Origin of the sequence: Pseudomonas sp. 2hn (assembly GCF_019646095.1) — a bacterium.
GTDB lineage: Bacteria > Pseudomonadota > Gammaproteobacteria > Pseudomonadales > Pseudomonadaceae > Aquipseudomonas > Aquipseudomonas peradeniyensis.
Genome location: NZ_CP081016.1, coordinates 2,375,737 through 2,394,670 on the forward strand (window position 1 = coordinate 2,375,737; position 18,934 = coordinate 2,394,670).

At 66.8% G+C, this 18,934-nt stretch carries 13 protein-coding genes and 1 riboswitch; of the genes, 8 read left to right on the forward strand and 5 right to left on the reverse strand.

The window, feature by feature from the left end; genetic code table 11:
• The 5 genes from K2O50_RS10840 (at window position 1) to K2O50_RS10860 (ending at window position 6,762) form a co-directional block, all read left to right on the forward strand.
• Window positions 1-1,095: an efflux RND transporter periplasmic adaptor subunit gene (locus K2O50_RS10840; protein WP_050706093.1), complete on the forward strand. Its 1,095-nt coding sequence runs from the start codon at window positions 1-3 to the stop codon at window positions 1,093-1,095.
• Window positions 1,096-1,113: 18 nt separating this feature from the next.
• Window positions 1,114-4,197 carry a MexW/MexI family multidrug efflux RND transporter permease subunit gene (locus K2O50_RS10845; protein WP_050706092.1) on the forward strand — a complete coding sequence of 1,028 codons (3,084 nt, stop codon included), beginning with the start codon at window positions 1,114-1,116 and terminating at the stop codon, window positions 4,195-4,197.
• Entirely contained in the window at window positions 4,194-5,588 is a 1,395-nt protein-coding gene (locus tag K2O50_RS10850; RefSeq protein ID WP_050706091.1) for an efflux transporter outer membrane subunit, read from the forward strand. The genes K2O50_RS10845 and K2O50_RS10850 overlap by 4 nt, the downstream gene beginning before the upstream one ends.
• 228 nt (window positions 5,589-5,816) lie before the next feature.
• The gene (locus tag K2O50_RS10855) at window positions 5,817-6,038 is read left to right on the forward strand and encodes an MbtH family protein (RefSeq protein WP_050706090.1); all 222 of its coding nucleotides are present in this window, start codon (window positions 5,817-5,819) and stop codon (window positions 6,036-6,038) included.
• A 4-nt stretch (window positions 6,039-6,042) separates the two neighbouring features.
• Window positions 6,043-6,762 carry a thioesterase II family protein gene (locus tag K2O50_RS10860; RefSeq protein WP_050706089.1) on the forward strand — a complete coding sequence of 240 codons (720 nt, stop codon included), beginning with the start codon at window positions 6,043-6,045 and terminating at the stop codon, window positions 6,760-6,762.
• Between the two features lie 270 nt (window positions 6,763-7,032).
• Here the strand turns inward: K2O50_RS10860 and mrdA are convergent, their stop codons facing one another.
• Window positions 7,033-8,919, reverse strand: coding sequence for a penicillin-binding protein 2 (gene mrdA, locus K2O50_RS10865; protein WP_050706088.1), 1,887 nt, complete (start codon window positions 8,917-8,919; stop codon window positions 7,033-7,035).
• 245 nt (window positions 8,920-9,164) lie between these two features.
• Between mrdA and K2O50_RS10870 the strand changes: the two genes are divergently transcribed.
• A complete protein-coding gene (locus K2O50_RS10870; protein ID WP_050706087.1) occupies window positions 9,165-9,974 on the forward strand; it encodes a metal ABC transporter permease in 810 nt (269 codons plus the stop codon).
• 7 nt (window positions 9,975-9,981) lie between these two features.
• On the opposite strand, the gene K2O50_RS10875 is transcribed toward K2O50_RS10870, so the two are convergent.
• On the reverse strand, window positions 9,982-12,072 hold the full coding sequence (locus K2O50_RS10875) for a TonB-dependent siderophore receptor (protein WP_052895959.1): 2,091 nt from the start codon (window positions 12,070-12,072) through the stop codon (window positions 9,982-9,984).
• Between the two features lie 137 nt (window positions 12,073-12,209).
• Between K2O50_RS10875 and ykgO the strand changes: the two genes are divergently transcribed.
• Complete coding sequence (gene ykgO, locus K2O50_RS10880) at window positions 12,210-12,356, forward strand: type B 50S ribosomal protein L36 (RefSeq protein ID WP_023632134.1); 147 nt, start codon at window positions 12,210-12,212, stop codon at window positions 12,354-12,356.
• Between the two features lie 104 nt (window positions 12,357-12,460).
• On the opposite strand, the gene K2O50_RS10885 is transcribed toward ykgO, so the two are convergent.
• The 3 genes from K2O50_RS10885 to K2O50_RS10895 all read right to left on the reverse strand — a co-directional run bounded on the left by K2O50_RS10885 (window position 12,461) and on the right by K2O50_RS10895 (window position 16,535).
• Window positions 12,461-13,915, reverse strand: a complete 1,455-nt coding sequence (locus K2O50_RS10885; protein WP_050706191.1) for a PepSY domain-containing protein — start codon at window positions 13,913-13,915, stop codon at window positions 12,461-12,463.
• Window positions 13,916-13,920: 5 nt separating this feature from the next.
• Window positions 13,921-16,074 carry a TonB-dependent siderophore receptor gene (locus tag K2O50_RS10890; RefSeq protein WP_050706086.1) on the reverse strand — a complete coding sequence of 718 codons (2,154 nt, stop codon included), beginning with the start codon at window positions 16,072-16,074 and terminating at the stop codon, window positions 13,921-13,923.
• A 71-nt stretch (window positions 16,075-16,145) separates the two neighbouring features.
• Window positions 16,146-16,535, reverse strand: a complete 390-nt coding sequence (locus K2O50_RS10895; RefSeq protein ID WP_028689433.1) for a DUF2946 family protein — start codon at window positions 16,533-16,535, stop codon at window positions 16,146-16,148.
• Between the two features lie 142 nt (window positions 16,536-16,677).
• Window positions 16,678-16,882: riboswitch (cobalamin riboswitch) on the forward strand.
• An 89-nt stretch (window positions 16,883-16,971) separates the two neighbouring features.
• Between K2O50_RS10895 and K2O50_RS10900 the strand changes: the two genes are divergently transcribed.
• Window positions 16,972-18,927 carry a TonB-dependent siderophore receptor gene (locus K2O50_RS10900; protein ID WP_050706085.1) on the forward strand — a complete coding sequence of 652 codons (1,956 nt, stop codon included), beginning with the start codon at window positions 16,972-16,974 and terminating at the stop codon, window positions 18,925-18,927.
• The last annotated feature ends 7 nt before the right edge of the window (window positions 18,928-18,934 follow it).

Genomic DNA, 18,934 nt, shown 5'->3' on the forward strand with positions numbered 1-18,934 from the left:
ATGAAAAGCAAGGCGATACTTGGCAGCGCCCTGGTGCTGGCGTTGGTCACTGCCGCCGGCCTGGCCTGGCGCCACACCGGCCAGGCCCAGGCCACGGCGACACCCGCGCGGCACCTGGTCAAGGTGGCCCTGGCCACGGTGCAGAAAGCACCGCAGAAACGCGCCTTCGCCGGCGTCGGCGAGCTGGAGGCGGTGCATCAGGTGCTGGTGTCGGCCGAGATCGGCGGACGGGTGACGGCGATCAACTTCACATCCGGCCAGCAGGTGCGCAAGGGCGATGTGCTGGTCACCCTCAACGATGCCCCGGAGCAGGCCGAGCGCCTGCGCCTGAAGGCCCAGCTGGACAATGCGCGGACCAACCACCGGCGGGTCAAGGACCTGCTGCGCGAGAATGCCGCCACCCAGGAACAACTGGACAATGCCCTGGCAGCCCGGGACATGGCCCAGGGCGAACTGGCCCGTACCGAGGCGGTGATCGCCCAGAAGGCGGTGCGCGCACCGTTCGACGGGCGCCTGGGTATCCGCCGGGTGAACCAGGGCCAGTACCTCAATGTCGGTGATCCGGTGGTCAGCCTGATCGACACCCGCAGCCTGTACGTCAACTTCTCCCTCGAAGAGCAGCTGAGTGCCCAGCTGCGCCCCGGCCAGCCTGTCGAGGTGCGTCTGGATGCCTTCCCCGATACGCCGTTCACCGCTCATATCACGGCCATCGACCCACTGATCGGCCGCTCGCGCACCGTGCAGGTCCAGGCCACCCTGGCCAAGCCCGATGCGCGCCTGGCGGCCGGCATGTACGCCAGCGTGCAGGTGGCCAGCCCCGATGATGGCCAGGTGCTGACCGTGCCGGAGACTGCGGTGGCCTACACCGCCTACGGCGACACGGTGTTCGTCGCCCGCCACGATGACGCCGCCGGTGCGTTGGTGGTGCAGCGGGTGGCGGTGCGCACCGGCGAGCGCCAGGCCGGTCGGGTAGTGATCGAGCAGGGCCTGAACGAAGACGACCAGGTGGTGGTGTCCGGGCAGTTGCGCCTGAGCGACGGTACCGCCGTGCAAGCCACCGAAGACACCCTGCAGGCCCCGGCCAGCGGCGCCTGACTCCAGCGAGAACACGCCATGACATTCACCGACCTGTTCGTGCGCCGGCCTGTGCTGGCGCTGGTGGTCAGCACCCTGATCCTGCTGCTGGGGCTGCTGTCGTTGCTGCAGTTGCCGATCCGCCAGTACCCGCTGCTGGAAAGCTCGACCATCACCGTGACCACCGAATACCCCGGCGCCCCGGCCGAACTGATGCAGGGCTTCGTCACCCAGCCGATCGCCCAGGCGGTGTCGTCGGTGGAAGGTATCGACTACCTGTCGTCCTCCTCGGTGCAGGGCCGCAGCCTGGTGACCGTGCGCATGGAGCTCAACCGCGACTCCACCCAGGCGCTGACCGAGGTGATGGCCAAGGTCAACCAGGTGCGTTACCGCCTGCCGGAGCGCGCCTACGATCCGGTGATCGAGCGCTCGGCCGGCGAGTCGACGGCGGTGGCCTATATCGGCTTCGCCAGCCCGAGCCTGCCGATCCCGGCCATGACCGACTACCTCACGCGGGTGGTCGAGCCGTTGCTCAGCACCATCGAGGGCGTGGCCAAGGTCCAGGTGTTCGGCGGCCAGACCTTGTCGATGCGTCTGTGGATCGACCCGGCGCGCCTGGCCGCTCGAGGCCTGACCGCCGCCGACGTGGCCGAGGCGGTGCGGCGCAACAACTACCAGGCGGCGCCCGGCAAGGTGAAGGGCCAGTACGTGATCGCCAACATCCGCGTCGATACCGACCTGACCTCGGTCGGCGACTTCCGCGAGCTGGTGATCCGCAACGACGGCAATGGCCTGGTGCGCATCCGTGACATCGGCACCGTCGAGCTCGGCGCCGCCTCGGCCGAAACCAGCGCCAGCATGGACGGCGTGCCGGCGGTGCACCTGGGCCTGTTCGCCACCCCGGGTGGCAACCCGCTGGTGATCGTCGAGGGCATCCGCCAGCTGCTGCCGCAGATCCGCCAGACCCTGCCGCCGGACGTCAAGGCCGAGCTTGCCTTCGAGACGGCGCGCTTTATCCAGGCCTCCATCGACGAGGTCACCAAGACCCTGCTCGAAGCCCTGGCGATCGTGGTGGTGGTGATCTACCTGTGCCTGGGTTCGCTGCGCACGGTGCTGATCCCGGTGGTGACCATCCCGCTGTCGATGCTCGGCGCGGCGGCGCTGATGCTGGCGTTCGGCTTCAGCATCAACCTGCTCACCCTGCTGGCCATGGTGCTGGCGGTGGGGCTGGTGGTGGACGATGCCATCGTCGTGGTGGAGAACGTCCACCGCCACATCGAGGAGGGACGCACGCCGGTGGCGGCGGCGTTGATCGGCGCCCGCGAGGTGGCCGGGCCGGTGATCGCGATGACCATCACCCTGGCCGCGGTGTACGCGCCGATCGGCATGATGGGCGGGCTGACCGGCGCGCTGTTCCGTGAGTTCGCCCTGACCCTGGCCGGCGCGGTGGTGGTTTCCGGCGTGGTGGCGCTGACCCTGTCGCCGGTGATGAGCTCGTTCCTGCTCGATGCGCGCCAGTCCGAAGGGCGCATGGCCCATGCCGCCAACCGCTTCTTCGACTGGCTGGCCGAGCGCTATGCCCAGGTACTGGGGTTCTCGCTGAAGCACCGCTGGATCAGTGTCGGCTTCGCCTTGCTGGTGCTGGTCAGCCTGCCGCTGCTGTACAGCCTGCCGCAGCGCGAGCTGGCGCCGACCGAGGACCAGGCCGGGCTGCTCACCGCGATCAAGGCGCCGCAGCATGCCAACCTGGCTTATGTCGAATGTTTTGCCGACAAGCTCGACGCGGTCTACCGCACCCTGCCGGAGACCGTCAGCACCTGGATCATCAACGGCAGCGACGGCATTGCCTCGGGCATCGGCGGCATCAACCTGCAACCGTGGGACGAACGCGCGCGCAACGCCTCGCAGATCCAGCTCGACCTGCAGGCGGCGGTCAACGATGTCGAAGGCACCAGCATCTTCGCCTTCCAGCTGCCGGCGCTGCCGGGCTCCACCGGTGGCCTGCCGGTGCAGATGGTGCTGCGCAGCTCCCAGGACTACCGAGTGCTGTTCGACACCATGGAGCAGGTCAAGGCCAAGGCCCGACAGAGCGGCCTGTTCGCCGTGGTCGACAGCGACCTGGACTACAACAACCCGGTGGTGCAGGTGCGGGTCGACCGGGCCAAGGCCAACAGCATGGGGATCCGCATGCAGGACATCGGCGAGTCGCTGGCGGTGCTGGTGGGGGAGAACTACCTCAACCGCTTTGGCCTCGACGGCCGTTCCTACGATGTCATCGCCCAGAGCCCGCGCGACCAGCGCCTGACCCCGCAGGCCCTGACTCGGCAGTACGTGCGCAGCGAGGAGGGCCGGCTGGTGCCGCTGTCCACCGTGGTGCAGGTCAGCGAGCAGGTCGAGCCCAACCGCCTGACCCAGTTCAACCAGCAGAACGCGGCGACCTTCCAGGGCATCCCGGCGGCCGGTGTCACCCTGGGCGACACCGTGGCTTTCCTCGAGCAGGTCGCGGCTGAATTGCCCGTTGGTTTCAGCATCGACTGGCAGTCCGACGCCCGTCAGTACCAGCAGGAGGGCAACGCCCTGATGCTGGCGTTCCTCGCCGCCGTGGTGGTGATCTACCTGGTACTGGCGGCGCAGTACGAAAGCCTGGTCGATCCGCTGATCATCCTGATCACCGTGCCGCTGTCGATCAGCGGCGCGCTGCTGCCCCTGGCACTGGGGGTGGCCACGGTGAACATCTACACGCAGATCGGCCTGGTGACGCTGATCGGGCTGATCAGCAAGCACGGCATCCTCATGGTCGAGTTTGCCAACACCCTGCAGGCCGAGCAGCACCTGGACCGGCGCACGGCGATCGGCAAGGCGGCGCAGATCCGCCTGCGGCCGATCCTCATGACCACGGCGGCCATGGTGGTGGGGCTGATCCCGCTGCTGTTCGCCTCGGGCGCCGGCGCTGCCAGCCGGTTCGGTCTGGGCGTGGTGATCGTCACCGGGATGCTGGTGGGGACCTTGTTCACCCTGTTCGTGCTGCCGACCATCTACAGCCTGCTGGCCCGTGACCATGCCAGCACCGCGCGTTCGGCGCGGGCGCGGTCGTTGGCCGAGACCTTGGAGGGCCAGCCATGAAGCCTGTATTCGTCGTTTCCCTGATGGCCCTGGCCTTGACCGCGTGCAGCGTCGGCCCCGACTACCAGAAGGCCAAGGTACCGGCCAGTGGCGTGCACAGCCCGCAGCGCGCCGCCTTCGCCGCCCGTGGCGAGTTGCCGGCGCAGTGGTGGCGATTCTTCGACGATCCGCAGCTGGTGCGCCTGGTCGACCAGGCCCTGGCCAACAACCTTGACATCCGCCAGGCCCACGCCAACTTGCTGGCGGCGCGGGCGCTGTTCGACGACCGCAGCCTCGACCGCTATCCCTGGGTCACCGCCCGCGCCGGCTACAACCAGAGCCTGGAGCAGCAGCAACCGGCCGATGGCAGCGACCCGCGGCGCATGCGCACCGAGCAGTACCGCGCCGGTTTCGACGTGCAGTGGGAGATCGACCTGTTCGGTCGCCTGCAACGCCTGACCGACGCCGCTGAAGCCCGCGCCGACGCGGCGGCGGCGGACCTGCGTCAGGCACGCCTGAGCATCGCCGCAGAGGTGGCCCGCAACTACTACCTCCAGCTCGGCCTCAAGCGCAGCCTGGCCGTGGCCGAGGACCAGGTCGAGGCCTGGCGCGAAACCCTGCAGCTGACCAGCGCACAGGTGCGCGCCGGCAGCGGCCAGTACGAAGACCAGCAGAACGCCCACGCCAACCTGTTGCTCAGCGAGGCGGCGGTGCCGCCGTTGCAGGCGGCGATCCAGCAGGCCAGCTACCGCCTCGACGTGCTGACCGGGCAGGTGCCGGGCAGCCAGGAGCAGGGCGCCGCGCCGTTCCTGCCGCCGCTGGCGCGCCAGTTGCCGTTGGGTGATGTCGACGCACTGATCGGCCAGCGCCCCGATGTGGTCAGTGCCGAGCGTGAGCTGGCGGCCAGCACCGAGGACGTCGGCGCGGCCACCGCCGAGCTGTACCCGCGCCTGGACCTGGGCGGCTTCATCGGCTTCTTCGCCCTGCGCAGTGGCGACCTGGGCAGCGCCGCCCGCGCCTACGAGCTGGCGCCGGTGGTGACCTGGCCGGCGCTGCGCCTGGGCAACGCCCGTGCCCGCCTGCGAGTGCGCGAGGCGCTGGCCGAGGGCAGCCAGGCACGCTACCAGCAGGCTGTGCTGCTGGCTCGCGAAGAGGTGGAGAACGCGGTGACGCAACTGGTGCGCAACCAGGCCCGGCTGCAGAGCCTGGTGGCCTCCGCCGGCCACGGCAGCGAGGCCATCGACATTGCCAACAAGCGCTACCGGCGCGGCGCGGGGACCTACCTGGCAGTGCTGGAGAACCAGCGTGCGCTGTTCTCGATCAAGCGCGAGGTGGCCGAGGCGGAGACAGCCTCGTACCTGGATGCGATTGCGCTGTACAAGGCGTTGGGGTGGGGGAGTGCGGCGCAGTAGTGCGCGCCGATCCTTCATGCTGTACAACCATGGCCTGTCAGGAATGGCCACGTTGCAATAGATGCGGGAGCGGATTTATCCGCGATGCCCCGCGCCGGCGGCGCTCGATCTCGAGCGCCCCGCAATGCTATCGTCGAGCGCCCCTAATTTTCCCCAAGCGTCCTTCGTTTTCATGGAAGCCGCCCTGCGCCCGGCGCGTTCGGCACTCATCATTCAAGGAGACAAGCAATGACTTCCGTTTTCGACCGCGACGATATCCAGTTCCAGGTAGTGGTCAACCACGAAGAGCAGTATTCCATCTGGCCCGACTACAAGGCGATCCCCAACGGCTGGCGCGCGGTGGGCAAGAGCGGCCTGAAGAAGGACTGCCTGGCCTACATCGATAAGGTCTGGACCGACATGCGCCCACTGAGCCTGCGCCAGAAGATGGCCGAAGCAGCGGCGCAGTAAGCCGGTGTCGAGCCTGAACCTGCTGTGCCTGCCGTACTCCGGTGCCAGCGCCATGGTCTACAGCCGCTGGCGGCGCAAGCTGCCGGCCTGGTTGCAGGTGCGCCCGGTGGAACTGCCCGGCCGCGGCGCGCGCATGGGCGATGACCTGCACACCGACCTGCGCGGCCTGGCTCGGCAGTTGGCCCATGAGCAGCGCACCGCCACCCAGGCACCTTACGCCTTGCTCGGGCACAGCCTGGGAGCGCTGGTCGCCTTCGAGCTGGCCCACGAGCTGCGTGCGCTGGGCTGTCCACCGCCGCTGGCGTTGTTCGCCAGTGGCACCGCGGCGCCGACCCGCCGCGAGGACTACGCCGGCGGCAAGTGGACCGAACCCCGTGGCGACGCCGAGCTGATCGCCGAACTGCGCAAGCTGGGCGGCACCCCCGAGGAAGTACTGGCCAACCAGGAGCTGATGAGCCTGACCCTGCCGATCGTGCAGGCGGACTTCCTGCTCTGTGGCCGCTACGCCTACCAGCAGCGCCAGCCGTTGCAATGCCCGCTGCACGTGCTTGCCGGCGAGGATGATCGCGCCAGTGACGAACAGTTGCAGGCCTGGGGACGGGAGACCGTGGGTGCGCATTCGCTGGCGAAGTTCCCCGGCGGGCATTTCTTTATCCATGAGCAGGAAGACCGGGTGCTCGACGTACTCTGTCGGACCCTGGAACCGCTGCGGCTTTGTGCCTGAGCGGCGGTTGCCGTCGCGTTGTAGCGCCGCTTCAAACGTGGCTTAGCTGTTGTCCCCGCGTTGGATTGGTCGCTGGTTCTCCGGCGACCAAGCCTGATATTTTTGCCAGTTGCAGGCCTGTTGTGCTGCACGCAGAGTCATACGGATAGACAACTCGTTCAGGCGTTTTCATGCCGGCCCCGACCACCCCTCCGAATGCTGCATTGCTGGCTCCGGGGTATGTAGCCCGGTGTTTGCGCCAAGTATCCAAGCCTCGATTCAGGCGCGGTTCTATGTATGCGGAACAGCCTTGACCATCCCCGCGTACTGCGCCTTCAAATGCCCTTGCTCATCCAGTAAGTACGCATCCATCACCTCCCGCACCACCGGCCCCGCCACCCGACCACCGGCCTCGCCGTTCTCGATCATCACCGCCACCACCATCGCCGGGTGCTCGGCCGGGGCGAAGCCGACGAACAGGGCGTTGTCGCGGTGGCGCTCGAGGGTCTTGTCGCGGTTGTAGCGCTCGCCCTGCTTGATCGCCACCACCTGCGCCGTGCCGCTCTTGCCGGCGATGCGGTACTGCGCGCCGGCGGCGGCGGCGCGGGCGATGCCGCGCGGGTCGTGCATGACCATCTGCATGCCCTGGCTGACCTGGTCCCAGGCGTGCCGGTCGTGCAGCACGATATCCGGCATCGGGTTGGGGTCCACCGGCGCCTGGCCGCCGATGGTCAGCGCCAGGTGCGGGCGGTGCCAGGCGCCCTTGCTGGCCAAGAGGCTGGTGGCCTGGGCCAGTTGCAGCGGGGTGACCTGCATGTAGCCCTGGCCGATGCCGAGGATCAGCGTCTCGCCGGGGAACCAGGCCTGGCGCCGGGTGGCGCGCTTCCAGGCCTGTGACGGCATCAGCCCGGGGGCTTCCTCGAACATGTCCAGCGAGACCTTCTGGCCCAGGCCGAACTCGGCCATGTAGTCGTGCAGGCGGTCGATGCCCAGCTTGTGCGCGAGGTCGTAGAAGTAGGTGTCGTTGGAGCGCATGATCGCCGTGTACATGTCCACCCAGCCATCGCCCGTGCGGTTCCAGTTGCGGTATTTGTGGTCGTAGTTGGGCAGCTCGTAGTAGCCGGGGTCGAAGACCCGGCTGGCGGGGTTGATCACGCCGCTGTCGAGGCCGGCGATGGCCACCTCGGGCTTGACCGTCGAGCCGGGGGCGTACAGCCCGCGCAGCACGCGGTTGAACAGCGGCCGGTCGATGGAGTCGCGCAGGGCGGCGTACTGCCTGTAGCTGATGCCCTTGACGAACAGGTTGGGGTCGAAGGCCGGGTTGCTGACCATCGCCAGCACATCGCCGTTGGCCGGGTCGAGCACCACCACCGCGCCGCGCCGATCGCCCAGGGCCTTCTCGGCGGCCTGCTGCAGATGGGCGTCGAGGCTCAGCACGATGTCCTTGCCCGGCACCGGGTCGTGGTGGTTGAGCACGCGCATCACCCGGCCCTGGGCGTTGGTCTCGACTTCCTCGTAGCCCACCTGACCGTGCAGTTCGTTCTCGTAGAAGCGTTCGATGCCGGTCTTGCCGATCGACTGGGTGCCGCGGTAGGCGGTGCTGTCGAGGGCCTTGGCTTCCTTTTCGTTGATGCGCCCGACGTAGCCCACCGAATGGGCGAAGTGCTCGGCCAGCGGGTATTCGCGGATGAACTGCGGCTCGACCTCCAGCCCCGGCAGGCGGAACTGGTTGACCGCGATCAGGGCGATCTGCTCTTCGCTCAGGCCCACCAGCAGGGTCACCGGCTCGAACGGCTTGCGACCGCGGCGCAGGTCCTTGTCGAACTGCTGGCGGTCGTCCTCGGACAGCGTGAGGATCTGCGCCAGGCTGTCGAGCACCCGCGCCGGGTCGCCGGCCCGTTCGCGGGTCATGGTCAGGTTGAAGCTGGGCTTGTTGTCGGCCAGCACCACGCCGTTGCGGTCATAGATCAAGCCGCGCTCGGGCGGAATCGGCAGCACATGCACGCGGTTGTTCTCCGACACCGCGCTCTGCTGGTCATGCTGCAGCACCTGGAGGACATAGAGCCGGCCCACCAGCACCGCCACCAGGCTCATCACCAGCAGGGCACAGGCCAGCAACCGGCGGTTGACCAGGTGCTTTTCCTTTTCGTGGTCCTTGAGGGGAATGGGCTGGGGCATGGGCTTCGTGGTGTCACGCAATGGGGTCGCGATGCTACGCGGACGGGCAGGGGGGCTCAAGGCGAGCCTCGCTGCGCAATGCCTGCGCTATGCCGGTCGGCCCCGCTATCAGGGGCGTGAAGGCGAATATGAAGTTTCCTTCATGTCGCCTGGGGAGCCGTGATGGGAACGATGAGATTTGTGGCGAAGGGCTGGGATTTGTCAGAATACGCGACAAGCAATCATTATCATTCGCAAGGTAATCCATGCAGTCGGCTCTCGCTTCCCATGCCCCGGTGCGCATCCTCGCCATCGAGGACGATCCCGTCCTGTCCGCCCATATCGGCAGCCACCTGGGCGAGCGCGGCTTCGCCATCGCCCACGCGGTGTTCCCCGGCGTGGTGATCGCTTACATCGTGCAGATTCCCTACGCCATCGGGGCGTTCCAGGCCGGCATGTTCTGCGCGGTGGCCACGGGCTACCTCAAGGAGAACAGCCGCATCAAGCAGGACACGGTGATGGGCATCGTCTATTCGGGCATGTTCGGCCTGGGGTTGGTGCTGTACCTGAGGATCCAGTCCGATGTGCATCTGGACCATATCCTGTTCAGCGACATCCTCGGCGCCGGCCCCCAGGACCTGTGGCTGTGCGCGGGCATCGCCGTGCTCACGGCGCTGGTCATCGCCACCAAGTGGAAGGACCTGATGCTGCATACCTTCGATGCGGTGCAGGCCCAGGCGGTCGGCCTGCGCAGCGGCTGGCTGCACTATGGCCTGCTGTGCCTGATTTCGTTGGCGGTGGTCGGGGCGCTGAAGGCCTCGGGGGGGGTGATCCTGGCGATCGCCTTGCTGATTGCCCCGGGGGCCATCGCCGCGCTGCTGACGCGGCAGTTCCGAAATATGTTGTGGCTGGCGCTGCTGGTCGCCATCGGCTGTTCGTTCGTGGGCGTGTACAGCTCGTTCTACCTCGACAGCGCCCCAGCGCCGACCATCGTCATGGCCTTTGCCGGGGTGTTTGTGCTGGTGCTGGGCTGGCAGGCGCTTGGGCGCAGGGTCGGGTCGCCCATGGCGACGTGAACGACCCTCAGAGACTGAGGGTCAGGCTTACGCTGAAGTTGCGTGGCTCGCCCGGCAGCACCCACGAACTGTTGTACGAGCGTTCGTAGTATTTGCGGTCGAACAGGTTGTTGAGGTTCAGCCCCACGGTGACCTGTTCGCTGGCCTTGTAGTGCGCCAGCAGGTCGACCGTGCTGTAGGCGTCCAGGGTGAAGTGGCTGCCGGCCTGGCCGGAGCGCTCGCCGACATAGTTGAACGCCGCGCCGACGTCCGAGCCGCGCAGGGCACCGTCCTGGAACTCGTAAACGCCCATCACGCTGCCGCTGTTGCGGGCAATGCCCAGCAAGTCGCTGCCCTTGGGCAGGGCGGCGTCGCCCTTGGTGACCTCGGCATCGATATAAGCGTAGGCACCGATCACCCGCACGGCATCGGTCAGCTGGCCGCTGAACTGCAGGTCCAGGCCCTGGCTGCGCGCCTTGCCGGCCGCCACGCTTTCGCCGAGCGCGTCGGTGGTGATGACGTTCTCCTTGTCGATATGGAACAGCGCGACGGTCGCGCCCAGGCGGCTGTCGAGCAGGTCGAGCTTGAGCCCGGTCTCGTAGCCCAGGCCTTTTTCAGGCTTGTAGACCTGGCCCTGGGTGCCGATGGTATTAGGCTTGAACGATGTCGAGGCATTGGCGAACACGCCGACCTGTGGGGTCAGCTGGTACAGCAGCCCTACGCGCGGCGTGGCGACATCCTTTTCCTGGCTGTCGCTGGCGCCCGTGGCGCGGTTCTGCGAAATCTGTTCGATACGCTCCAGGCGCACACCTACCAACCCGCGCAGGCGCTCGGTGAAGGCGATCTGGTCCTGCAGGTTGAGGGCATAGCTTTCGGTGTGCTCGAAGAAGTCGTTGGGACGGACGACGGTCGGCTTGGGCTTGCCGTACACCGGGTTGTAGATGTCCAGGCCATAGCCCGCCGAGGTCGCGCTTTGCGGGTACTTCTGGCTGTTGCGGTAGTTTTCGTATTCAAGCCCGATCAGGGCCTGGTGCTGCCAGCCGCCCAGCTGGAACTGGCCGTGCAGCTCGGCCTGGGTGATGTTGTCGTTCCATTCGAAGTCACGCTCGCGGTAGAAGCGGGTGATTGTCGTGCCGACCAGGGCCTGGGGCTCGGAGCTGTTGCCCTTGAGCTTGCCCTGGGTGTAGTGGTTGGCCAGGCGCAGCTTCCAGTCGTCGTTGAGGAAGTGCTCCAGCGCCAGGTCGAGGGTCTGGTTGTCGTTGCGGATCCTGCCGTCGTTGGGTTCGCCCATGAAGGTCGAGCGCGGTACCGAACCCATCTGGCCGTTGACCGCCGGAATGCCCCGGTCGAACACCGATTCGGTGCGCGAGAATTCGGCATCGAGCATCACGCGGGTGTCCGGCGACAGCTGCCAGCTCAGCGACGGGCTGACAATGCGTCGTTCACTGTCCACGTGATCGCGGAAACTGCCGTTGTCCTCCACGGCCAGGTTGATCCGGCCCAGCAGGTTGCCTTCGCTGTCCAGGGGCGAGTTGGCATCCAGGGCGGTGCGGTAGCGGTCCCAGCTGCCCGCGCTCAGGCTGAGGGTGCTGAAGGTCTCGGCCTGGGGACGCTTGCTGACGATATTGACCAGACCGCCAGGGTCGCCACGGCCATAGAGGCTGGCGGCCGGGCCCTTGAGCACTTCGATGCGCTCGATGCTGGAGGTGTCCGGGGAGCTGTAGCTGCCGCGGTTGATGGCGAAACCGTTCTTGTACAGCTCGCCGGTGGTGAAGCCGCGCACGCTGTAGTTGAGGAAGGTCAGGCCGCCGAAGTTGTTTTGCCGCGACACGCCGCCGGCGAAATCCAGGGCGCGGTCGATGCGGGTGGTGTTGAGGTCCTTGATCACCTGGGCGGGCACCACCTGGATACTTTGCGGGGTGTCACGGATATCGCTGTCGGTACGGGTGGCGGTGGCCGAGCGGGTGGCGCGGTAGCCTTGCACCGGGCCGTCGGCACGCTCTTCGAGGTAGGCGTCGGTGATCGAGGTTTCTTCCAGCAGCAGGGGTTGGGCTGCCGAGAGGGGTTGGCCGAACAGGCCCAGGGTGAGGCCGGCCAGAAGCGGTGCGCGAGGGTTCACGAGGGTTCTCCAATTAATATGTAATAACGTAACATTTAACGATACGCTGGCGCCACAGCCAGATTAGGTATTCAGAGCGGTTGTCAGATGGAAATGATTCGCGTTATTGTAATGTTATTACGTAACCTGAGGTTCCTATGCAAGTACTGTCCTCACTCAAGCAGGCCAAGCGCCGTCATCGTGATTGCCAGGTGGTCAAGCGTCGTGGCCGGATCTATGTGATCTGCAAGTCCAACCCGCGGTTCAAGGCCAGGCAGGGCGGGGTGAAGAAGAAGCGGGGGTAGCAGTCGGCTGGGCCAAGAGTTCTAGGCGTTATCAGCGTGGGAGCGGCGGCGCACCGCCGCTCCCACGAGAGCCCGCCGAGAACGCTGCATGCTCGATGCAGACGCTAACGGAGCGTCCTGCGCAAACGCCGCCAACCCAGCACCACACCGCTGAGGGCAATCACCAGTCCACCGGCACTCACTGCGATGATCAGCCCTTCCCGCAACAGCGGCCGCGCCAGCAGCGGTTGCCAGTCCCAGCTGTGCAGCAGGTTGAACAACCAGCGCCCGGTCCGTTGCGTCCGGTCATGGCTGGCCACCAGCAGGCCGCTGGCCGGGTCCAGGTAGGCCCAGGTAGCGGCCGGGTCGGCGAAGCGCAGGCGCAGCACGGGCAAAGGGCGGGACTGGAAGCCGTACATGCTCTGCGGATCGCGGGCGAAGTAGTGGAAGTCGTAGGCGGTCTGCCAGTCGTCTTGCACTCCGATGCCCGGGGCCATGGTCTGCGCGGCCGCCAGCAACCGCTGTCGGGCAAATGCCCGGGCCGGTGGCGTGCCGGCTTCGAGGACGCGGCTGTCACCGTTGGCATTACGTGCCACCAGGTTGGTGACGTCGGCCAGGCGCTGCCACTGCAACTCGACGGTGTTGAAACCTGCCTCCTCGCGCAACCTCGCCAACGCGGTGGCGACCGGCAGCTTGAGGTCGGCGGCGCGCAGCGGGCCGGGTTGCAGGGCGATCTGCGAACGGCTGTCGGTCAGGCCCCAGGGACGCATCGACATCAAACCACTGAACACCCACAACACCAGCACGCCGCCGAACAGCAGCCCGCCGATGTGGTGCCAGCGCAGCCAGCCGCCGGGGTAGGGGCTGCACGAGCCGCTGCGGTAGCGCCTGCGCAGCCGCAGGCGCAGGATGCCCACCGCCATGCCCAGGATCGCCATCAGCGTGCCGAGCACGGACAGGCCGATCACCAGCGTGCGCCAACCGTTGTCGAAGCCAAACCCGCCACGCAAGGGATAGAGCCAGTGCAGCCAGGCACCGACCCAGTTCCAGGCGCGCTCCTGCGCGGTGGCGTCGCGCACCACTTCACCGCTGCGCCCGGACAGGTACAGCAAGGTGCCGGCGGCATCGTCCACCTGCACCCGGTGCAGGGGCCGGTCGCCGTCCAGGGCCCGGGAGTGGGTCCACATGTCCTCGTCCACCGTGCCCTGGTAGGCCAGCGCGGCGTCACCGGCGTACTGCCGGGCATTGGCCAGTGCCCAGGCGGCATCGGCGTGAGCCAAGGGCGCGCCGCTGGCGGCGTCGAGGGTGACGCGGCGACCGTCAGCCAGTTCCAGCAGGTAGTGCGCCCGCCCGCCCAGGCTGGTCAGGCGCAGTGCCTTCAACGGCTGCTGCGCCCACTGCGCCGGCAACTCGGCGCAGCACCCCGCCGGCAAGGCCGGCAGGTGGGCCAGGCGCTCGGCCGGGGTCAGCTTGGGGTAGCCGACATACAGCATGACCACCCCGGAAACGAACCACAGCGCCATGAACAGGCAGGCGACGATGCCCAGCCAGCGGTGCCACAGGTACAGCTGGCGTTTCAGGCTCATCAGTAGCTCCACTGCACAGCGACTTCCAGGCTGCGCGGCTCACCCAGGTAGTACTGGGTGTTGGTTTGGTGGATGAAGCGGGCGTAGACCTCGTCGGTGAGGTTGCGCAGCCGCGCGCTGAGCTGCACGTGCTGGTCCAGGTCGTGGGTCATCGACAGCCCGTAGACGGTGTACGACGGCACCCAGGCGGTGTTGGCGGTGTTGGCGTACACCGACGACACATAGCGGGCATCGGCGCCGACCTGCCAGCCCGGCGCGAGGTCGTAGGTCAGCCACAGGTTGGCGACCCGGTCGGGAATGTTCACCGGGTTCTTGCCCTTGCGCGAGTACACCACGCCGCCGATGGTCTCGTTGAATTCGTCGTACTCAGCGTTGACCCAGCTGAAGTTGCCCGCCGCCAGCAGCTTGGGCGTGACCTTGAACGAGGCCGCCAGCTCGATGCCGGTGGAGGTCTGCTGGCCCGCCTGCTCGGTGGTGTTGGGCACGGTCGAGGAGGGCACCGAGATGTTCTTGCGCACGATGCGATAGGCCGCCGCGGTGGCCGAGCCGCGCCCGTCGAGAAAGTCGAACTTGCTGCCCACTTCCACCTGGCGGCCGGTGCTCAGGTCGAAATCGCCGACCTGGCTGAGCGAGGCGCCGGTGAGCGAGCCTCCCGGCGGCTCGGCCGAGGTGCTGTACTGGGTATACAGGCTGACATTGGGCGTCAGGTCGTAGACCAGGCCCAGGCGTCCGGTGAACGCATCCCAGCGCCGGTCCAGCTTGGCCCGGGTCACATGGTCGACCACGTCGAAGTCGATATGGTCGTAGCGCAGCGCGGTGATCAACGCCAGCTGGTCGGTCAGGCGGGTGCGGTTCTCGACAAAACCCGCGGTGGTGTCGGTGGTGGTGCTGCGGCCCTTGGCGCGCGGCGCGTCCATGCCGGGGATGTCGAGGAAGTGGTCGGGCTGGAAGCCGCTCGGGTCGATGCGGTCGAACGCGCCCTTGGACAGCGGGTAGGCGGTCTGCTGGTTGCGGTTGTAGTCCACGCCGAACGCCCAGTCGCTGGCCAGGCCGAACAGCTGGCCCTGGTGGGTCAGCTCGACGCGGTTGCCGTTGACCTCTTGGTCGTGGCGCTGGCGGTAGCCGCCGGAGCGGTCGATGACGGTATTGCCGGCGTTGTAGCGGTACACCTCGAGGTTGCGGTAATCGCGCTGGCCGTTGTAGTGGTAGAAGGTGTTGCGCAGCTGGTTGCTGTCATCGATGCGGTAGTCGGTGATCGAGCGCAGCCAGCGGGTGCGCTGCTCGTAGCGGCCGTCCTCGACGTTGTAGTTGTTGAAGCGATTGTGCTTGTCGATGTGCAGGGTGCCGACCGCCGGTTGCAGCACCGGCGTGCCCCAGTACGGGCTGTCCTCTTTTTCTTCCAGGTACTCGATGGCCAGGGTGTGCGACAGCTGTTCGTTGATGTCGCTGAGCAGCGAGAAGGCCAGGTTGCCGGCACCGTTCTCCTGGCGGTCGATGTAGCCATTGGTACTGGTGCGGCTGTAGTCGAGCCGCGCGTAGTGGCGCGGGCCGTCGCCGCTGTTGAGCGCCTTGTTGAAGCCGACCGAGGTTTCCATGGTGTCGTAGCGACCATAGCTGACGCGGCCTTCGAAGCTGTCTTCGTCGCGGTTGGCCAGCTTGGTGATCATGTTCAGGCTGCCACCGACGGCGCCGCTGCCATTGAGGAACGACGAGGGCCCGCCGAGCAGCTCGACGCGGTCGTAGATCCACGCCCCGACCGGACGCCCGGCGGCGCCGTACTGCAGGTTGATGCCATTGAACAGCTGGCTGATCTGGGCACCGTTGAAGCCGCGATACGACACGTAGCCGCCCCAGCCGGGCGGTGCCGAGGCGTTGACCCCGGGCAGGGCGTTGGCGGCGTCCTGGAAGTTGCGCGCGCCGATGCGCTCCATGGTCTTGCGGTCGGCGACGCTGACCGAGGCCGGGTTTTCCCGGGCGCTGAGGTTGAGCCGCGAGCCGCTTTCGATAGGCCGGTCGAGGTCCAGGGTGGTGGCTTCTTTGGGTTGGTCGGCGGTGGCCGTGACGTTGCTGGCGGGCAGGGTCAGGGTGTCATCCTGCGCCCAGGCGCAGGTTGCGCTGCCAACGAGCAGCGCCAAAGTGGTCATGCGGAACATGCAAGGCTTCCTGGCTGAAATCGGTGGGCGCACGCCCGCTGCCGATCAGGCAGTACTTGGGCGTGGCGATGTCAGAACGCGAGAAGCGAAGCGGGGGAGGCGCGCGGATTGACCAGTGGCCAGCGCTGCTTGGGCAGGGGCGGCGCGGGTTGTCTGGGTAAGGGTTTGCTCGACTCCCCGGCGAGCAGGGCCAGCAGGCCGAAGAACACCGCCAGCAGGGTGGCGCTGAACAGGCTGGCGATCACGCAGTCGCCGCCGGCGGGCAGCACCGGGTCGGTGATGTCCTGGTCGCCCTTGAACACGCCGCTGCTGTCGGCCGCGCACCAGGCGGCGTCATCCAGGCCGGCCAGGCGCAAGCCGGCCATCTGGCCATGGCCCATGGCGCACAGCAACGAGCCGAACAGGATGCTGAAATACAGCACCCAGGCGACTTGCGATCGTGTGTGGCGGGCCAGCTTCATCGGCAAAGCTCGAAGGGAATGAGAATAGGTTCGGCGTGCGGATTCTACAGCGTTTGAAACATCTGCCTAGAGTGATCGGCCGATAAAAAACATTCGAATCGATTCACCTGGCTGGCTTGACGCCTCTCGGCCGCAGGTGTTCAGATGCCGACCGATTTCAGGTGTCCCATGCCGCCGCGCATGGGGTGAAACGGGAAACCGGTACGCGCTTCGCGCCAGTCCGGTGCTGCCCCCGCAACGGTATGCAAGTGATGCCTTCGATAGACCACTGTGGCCAGTGCGCCATGGGAAGGTGAAGGCGTCTTGTCTTGCGAGCCCGGAGACCGGCCTGGAATGTGGTAGGCAAACTCCTGCGGTGGGCGGGCATGGGCCGGTATTGGCGTGTGCGCGATCCCTGCTCCTGCGTGCTTCTGCGAAAGTCACTTTCGAGAAGAGCATGATTGCTGTGATTCACTCCCAACGTTTCTCCCCCAAGGCCCGGACCCTGTTCCTGGGCTTTCTGGCCAGCCCCCTGGCGCTGGCCGAAAACATGCCCCTGATCCTCCACCAGCAGATCGTCGCCGCGCCGTCGGTGGAGTCGACCACGGTCGCCGCCATGGCCCAGTACGGCAGCAAGGTCGAGATCGTCAGCCGCGAGCAGATCGAGCGCGCCGGCCCCGGTGCCGACATCACCCGGGTGATGCAGATGTTCATCCCCGGCTTCTACGTCGCGCCGAAGAACGGCCCGTTCGACTACGGCACCTACTCACTGCTGGGCGGGCGCAACGACGACACACTGATCCTTCTCGACGGCGTGCGCCTGAACAACCGCCTGTACGGCGGCCTGTACCTGGACACCCTACCGGCCAACGCGGTGGAGCGCATCGAGGTGCTCAAGGGCGGCCAGAGCCTGTTGTTCGGCACCCAGGCGGTGGCGGGGGTGATCAATATCGTCACCCGCAGCCCGCAGAGCCGCGAGGCTTCGGGCGAGGTCAACCTGGGCCTGGACAGCTTCGCCGGCAGCAGCAAGGACGCCCGCGTCGAGCGGATCTTCAGCAACGGTTTCGGCGACCTGGGCCTGCTGGCCTATGTCAGCCACAACGTCTCCGACGGCTACCAGCCGTTTCGCAACCGCGACTACAGCGGCAACGTCAGCGACAAGAAGCGCGGCTATGAGGTGACCACTTTCGGCGGCAAGGCGATCCAGGCCTTCGGTGACGATGCGCGGCTGGAACTGTTCTACCAGTACACCGACGCCAACCTCGATTTCGCCCGGCCGGTGAACAACTACAAGACCACCAACGACCGTGTGCAGCAGATCGCCACCGCCACCTTCGAGCAGCGCCTCAACGAGCGCCTGAGCTACTTCATCAAGGGCCACGTCAACGACTGGGACACCCGCTACACCCGCATCAACAACCGTGACGATGGCAGCTGCAACGTGGTCAACCACAACGACTACTGGGGCTTCACCGACTGGGGCGTGCAGGCCGAGGGCAAGGCCGAGCTCGACGGCGGCCATGTGCTGGTGTTCGGTTCCGACTACCAATGGTTCAAGGGCCAGGACGACGTGCTGGTGATCGACGACAACAAGGCCCAGGCCAATGCGCTGTATGCCCAGCTGCGGCCCAGGATAGAGGTCCTGCCGAACTGGCACCCGAGCCTTGGCGTGCGCCACGAGGCCATGAGCGGCGGCGACAGCGCCACGGTGGGCATGCTCACCTCGCTGTACGACCTGAACGACAACTGGCAGCTGCGTGGCCAGTACGGCAGCGCCTACAAGCTGCCCAACGCCGAGCAGCTGTTCGTCAACGAGCCCGGCGACGAGATCGGCAACCGCGACCTCAAGCCCGAGAAGAGCCGCAATGCCGAGCTTGGCCTGGACTACCACGGCCTGCTGCTGGAACGTGAATTCAGCGCCAGCGTCACCGTGTTCCGACGCAAGATCAGCGACCTGATCACCCTGGACGGCAGCCAGTGGGTGAACGGACAGGGCCAGGTGCGGATGCGTGGTTTCGAGGCCGATGCACGTATCCAGCTCGACGACCAATGGAGCCTGCAGGCCGACATGACCCGCAACCTCACCGAGTCGCGCACCGGGGCGACGATCAATGACGTGCCGAGTTTCTTCGCCCGCTCGCGGCTCGGCTACGAATCGGCGGACCGCATGTGGGGTGCCGGAGGGGCCATTCGCTACATTCGCGACGTGGTCAGCTCCAAGGGCGTCGACTACGGCCATTACTCGGTGGTCGACGCCGATGCCTACCGCTACCTGGACGGTGCCCGCCAGCACCGGCTGAGCCTGCTGGTGGAGAACCTGTTCGACCGCGACTATGTCACCAGCCGGGCGAGCAACGTCGACAACCTCGGACGGCCGTTCACCAGCGAACTGCGGTACACCTACACCTTCTGAGGGGCGT

Excerpts from the sequence above, each read along its gene's own strand:
- K2O50_RS10840 (WP_050706093.1), top strand. The coding sequence starts at position 1 with ATGAAAAGCAAGGCGATACTTGGCAGCGCCCTGGTGCTGGCGTTGGTC.
- K2O50_RS10845 (WP_050706092.1), top strand. The coding sequence starts at position 1,114 with ATGACATTCACCGACCTGTTCGTGCGCCGGCCTGTGCTGGCGCTGGTG.
- K2O50_RS10850 (WP_050706091.1), top strand. The coding sequence starts at position 4,194 with ATGAAGCCTGTATTCGTCGTTTCCCTGATGGCCCTGGCCTTGACCGCG.
- K2O50_RS10855 (WP_050706090.1), top strand. The coding sequence starts at position 5,817 with ATGACTTCCGTTTTCGACCGCGACGATATCCAGTTCCAGGTAGTGGTC.
- mrdA (WP_050706088.1), bottom strand. The coding sequence starts at position 8,919 with ATGCCCCAGCCCATTCCCCTCAAGGACCACGAAAAGGAAAAGCACCTG.
- K2O50_RS10870 (WP_050706087.1), top strand. The coding sequence starts at position 9,165 with ATGCAGTCGGCTCTCGCTTCCCATGCCCCGGTGCGCATCCTCGCCATC.
- ykgO (WP_023632134.1), top strand. The coding sequence starts at position 12,210 with ATGCAAGTACTGTCCTCACTCAAGCAGGCCAAGCGCCGTCATCGTGAT.
- K2O50_RS10890 (WP_050706086.1), bottom strand. The coding sequence starts at position 16,074 with ATGTTCCGCATGACCACTTTGGCGCTGCTCGTTGGCAGCGCAACCTGC.
- K2O50_RS10895 (WP_028689433.1), bottom strand. The coding sequence starts at position 16,535 with ATGAAGCTGGCCCGCCACACACGATCGCAAGTCGCCTGGGTGCTGTAT.
- K2O50_RS10900 (WP_050706085.1), top strand. The coding sequence starts at position 16,972 with ATGATTGCTGTGATTCACTCCCAACGTTTCTCCCCCAAGGCCCGGACC.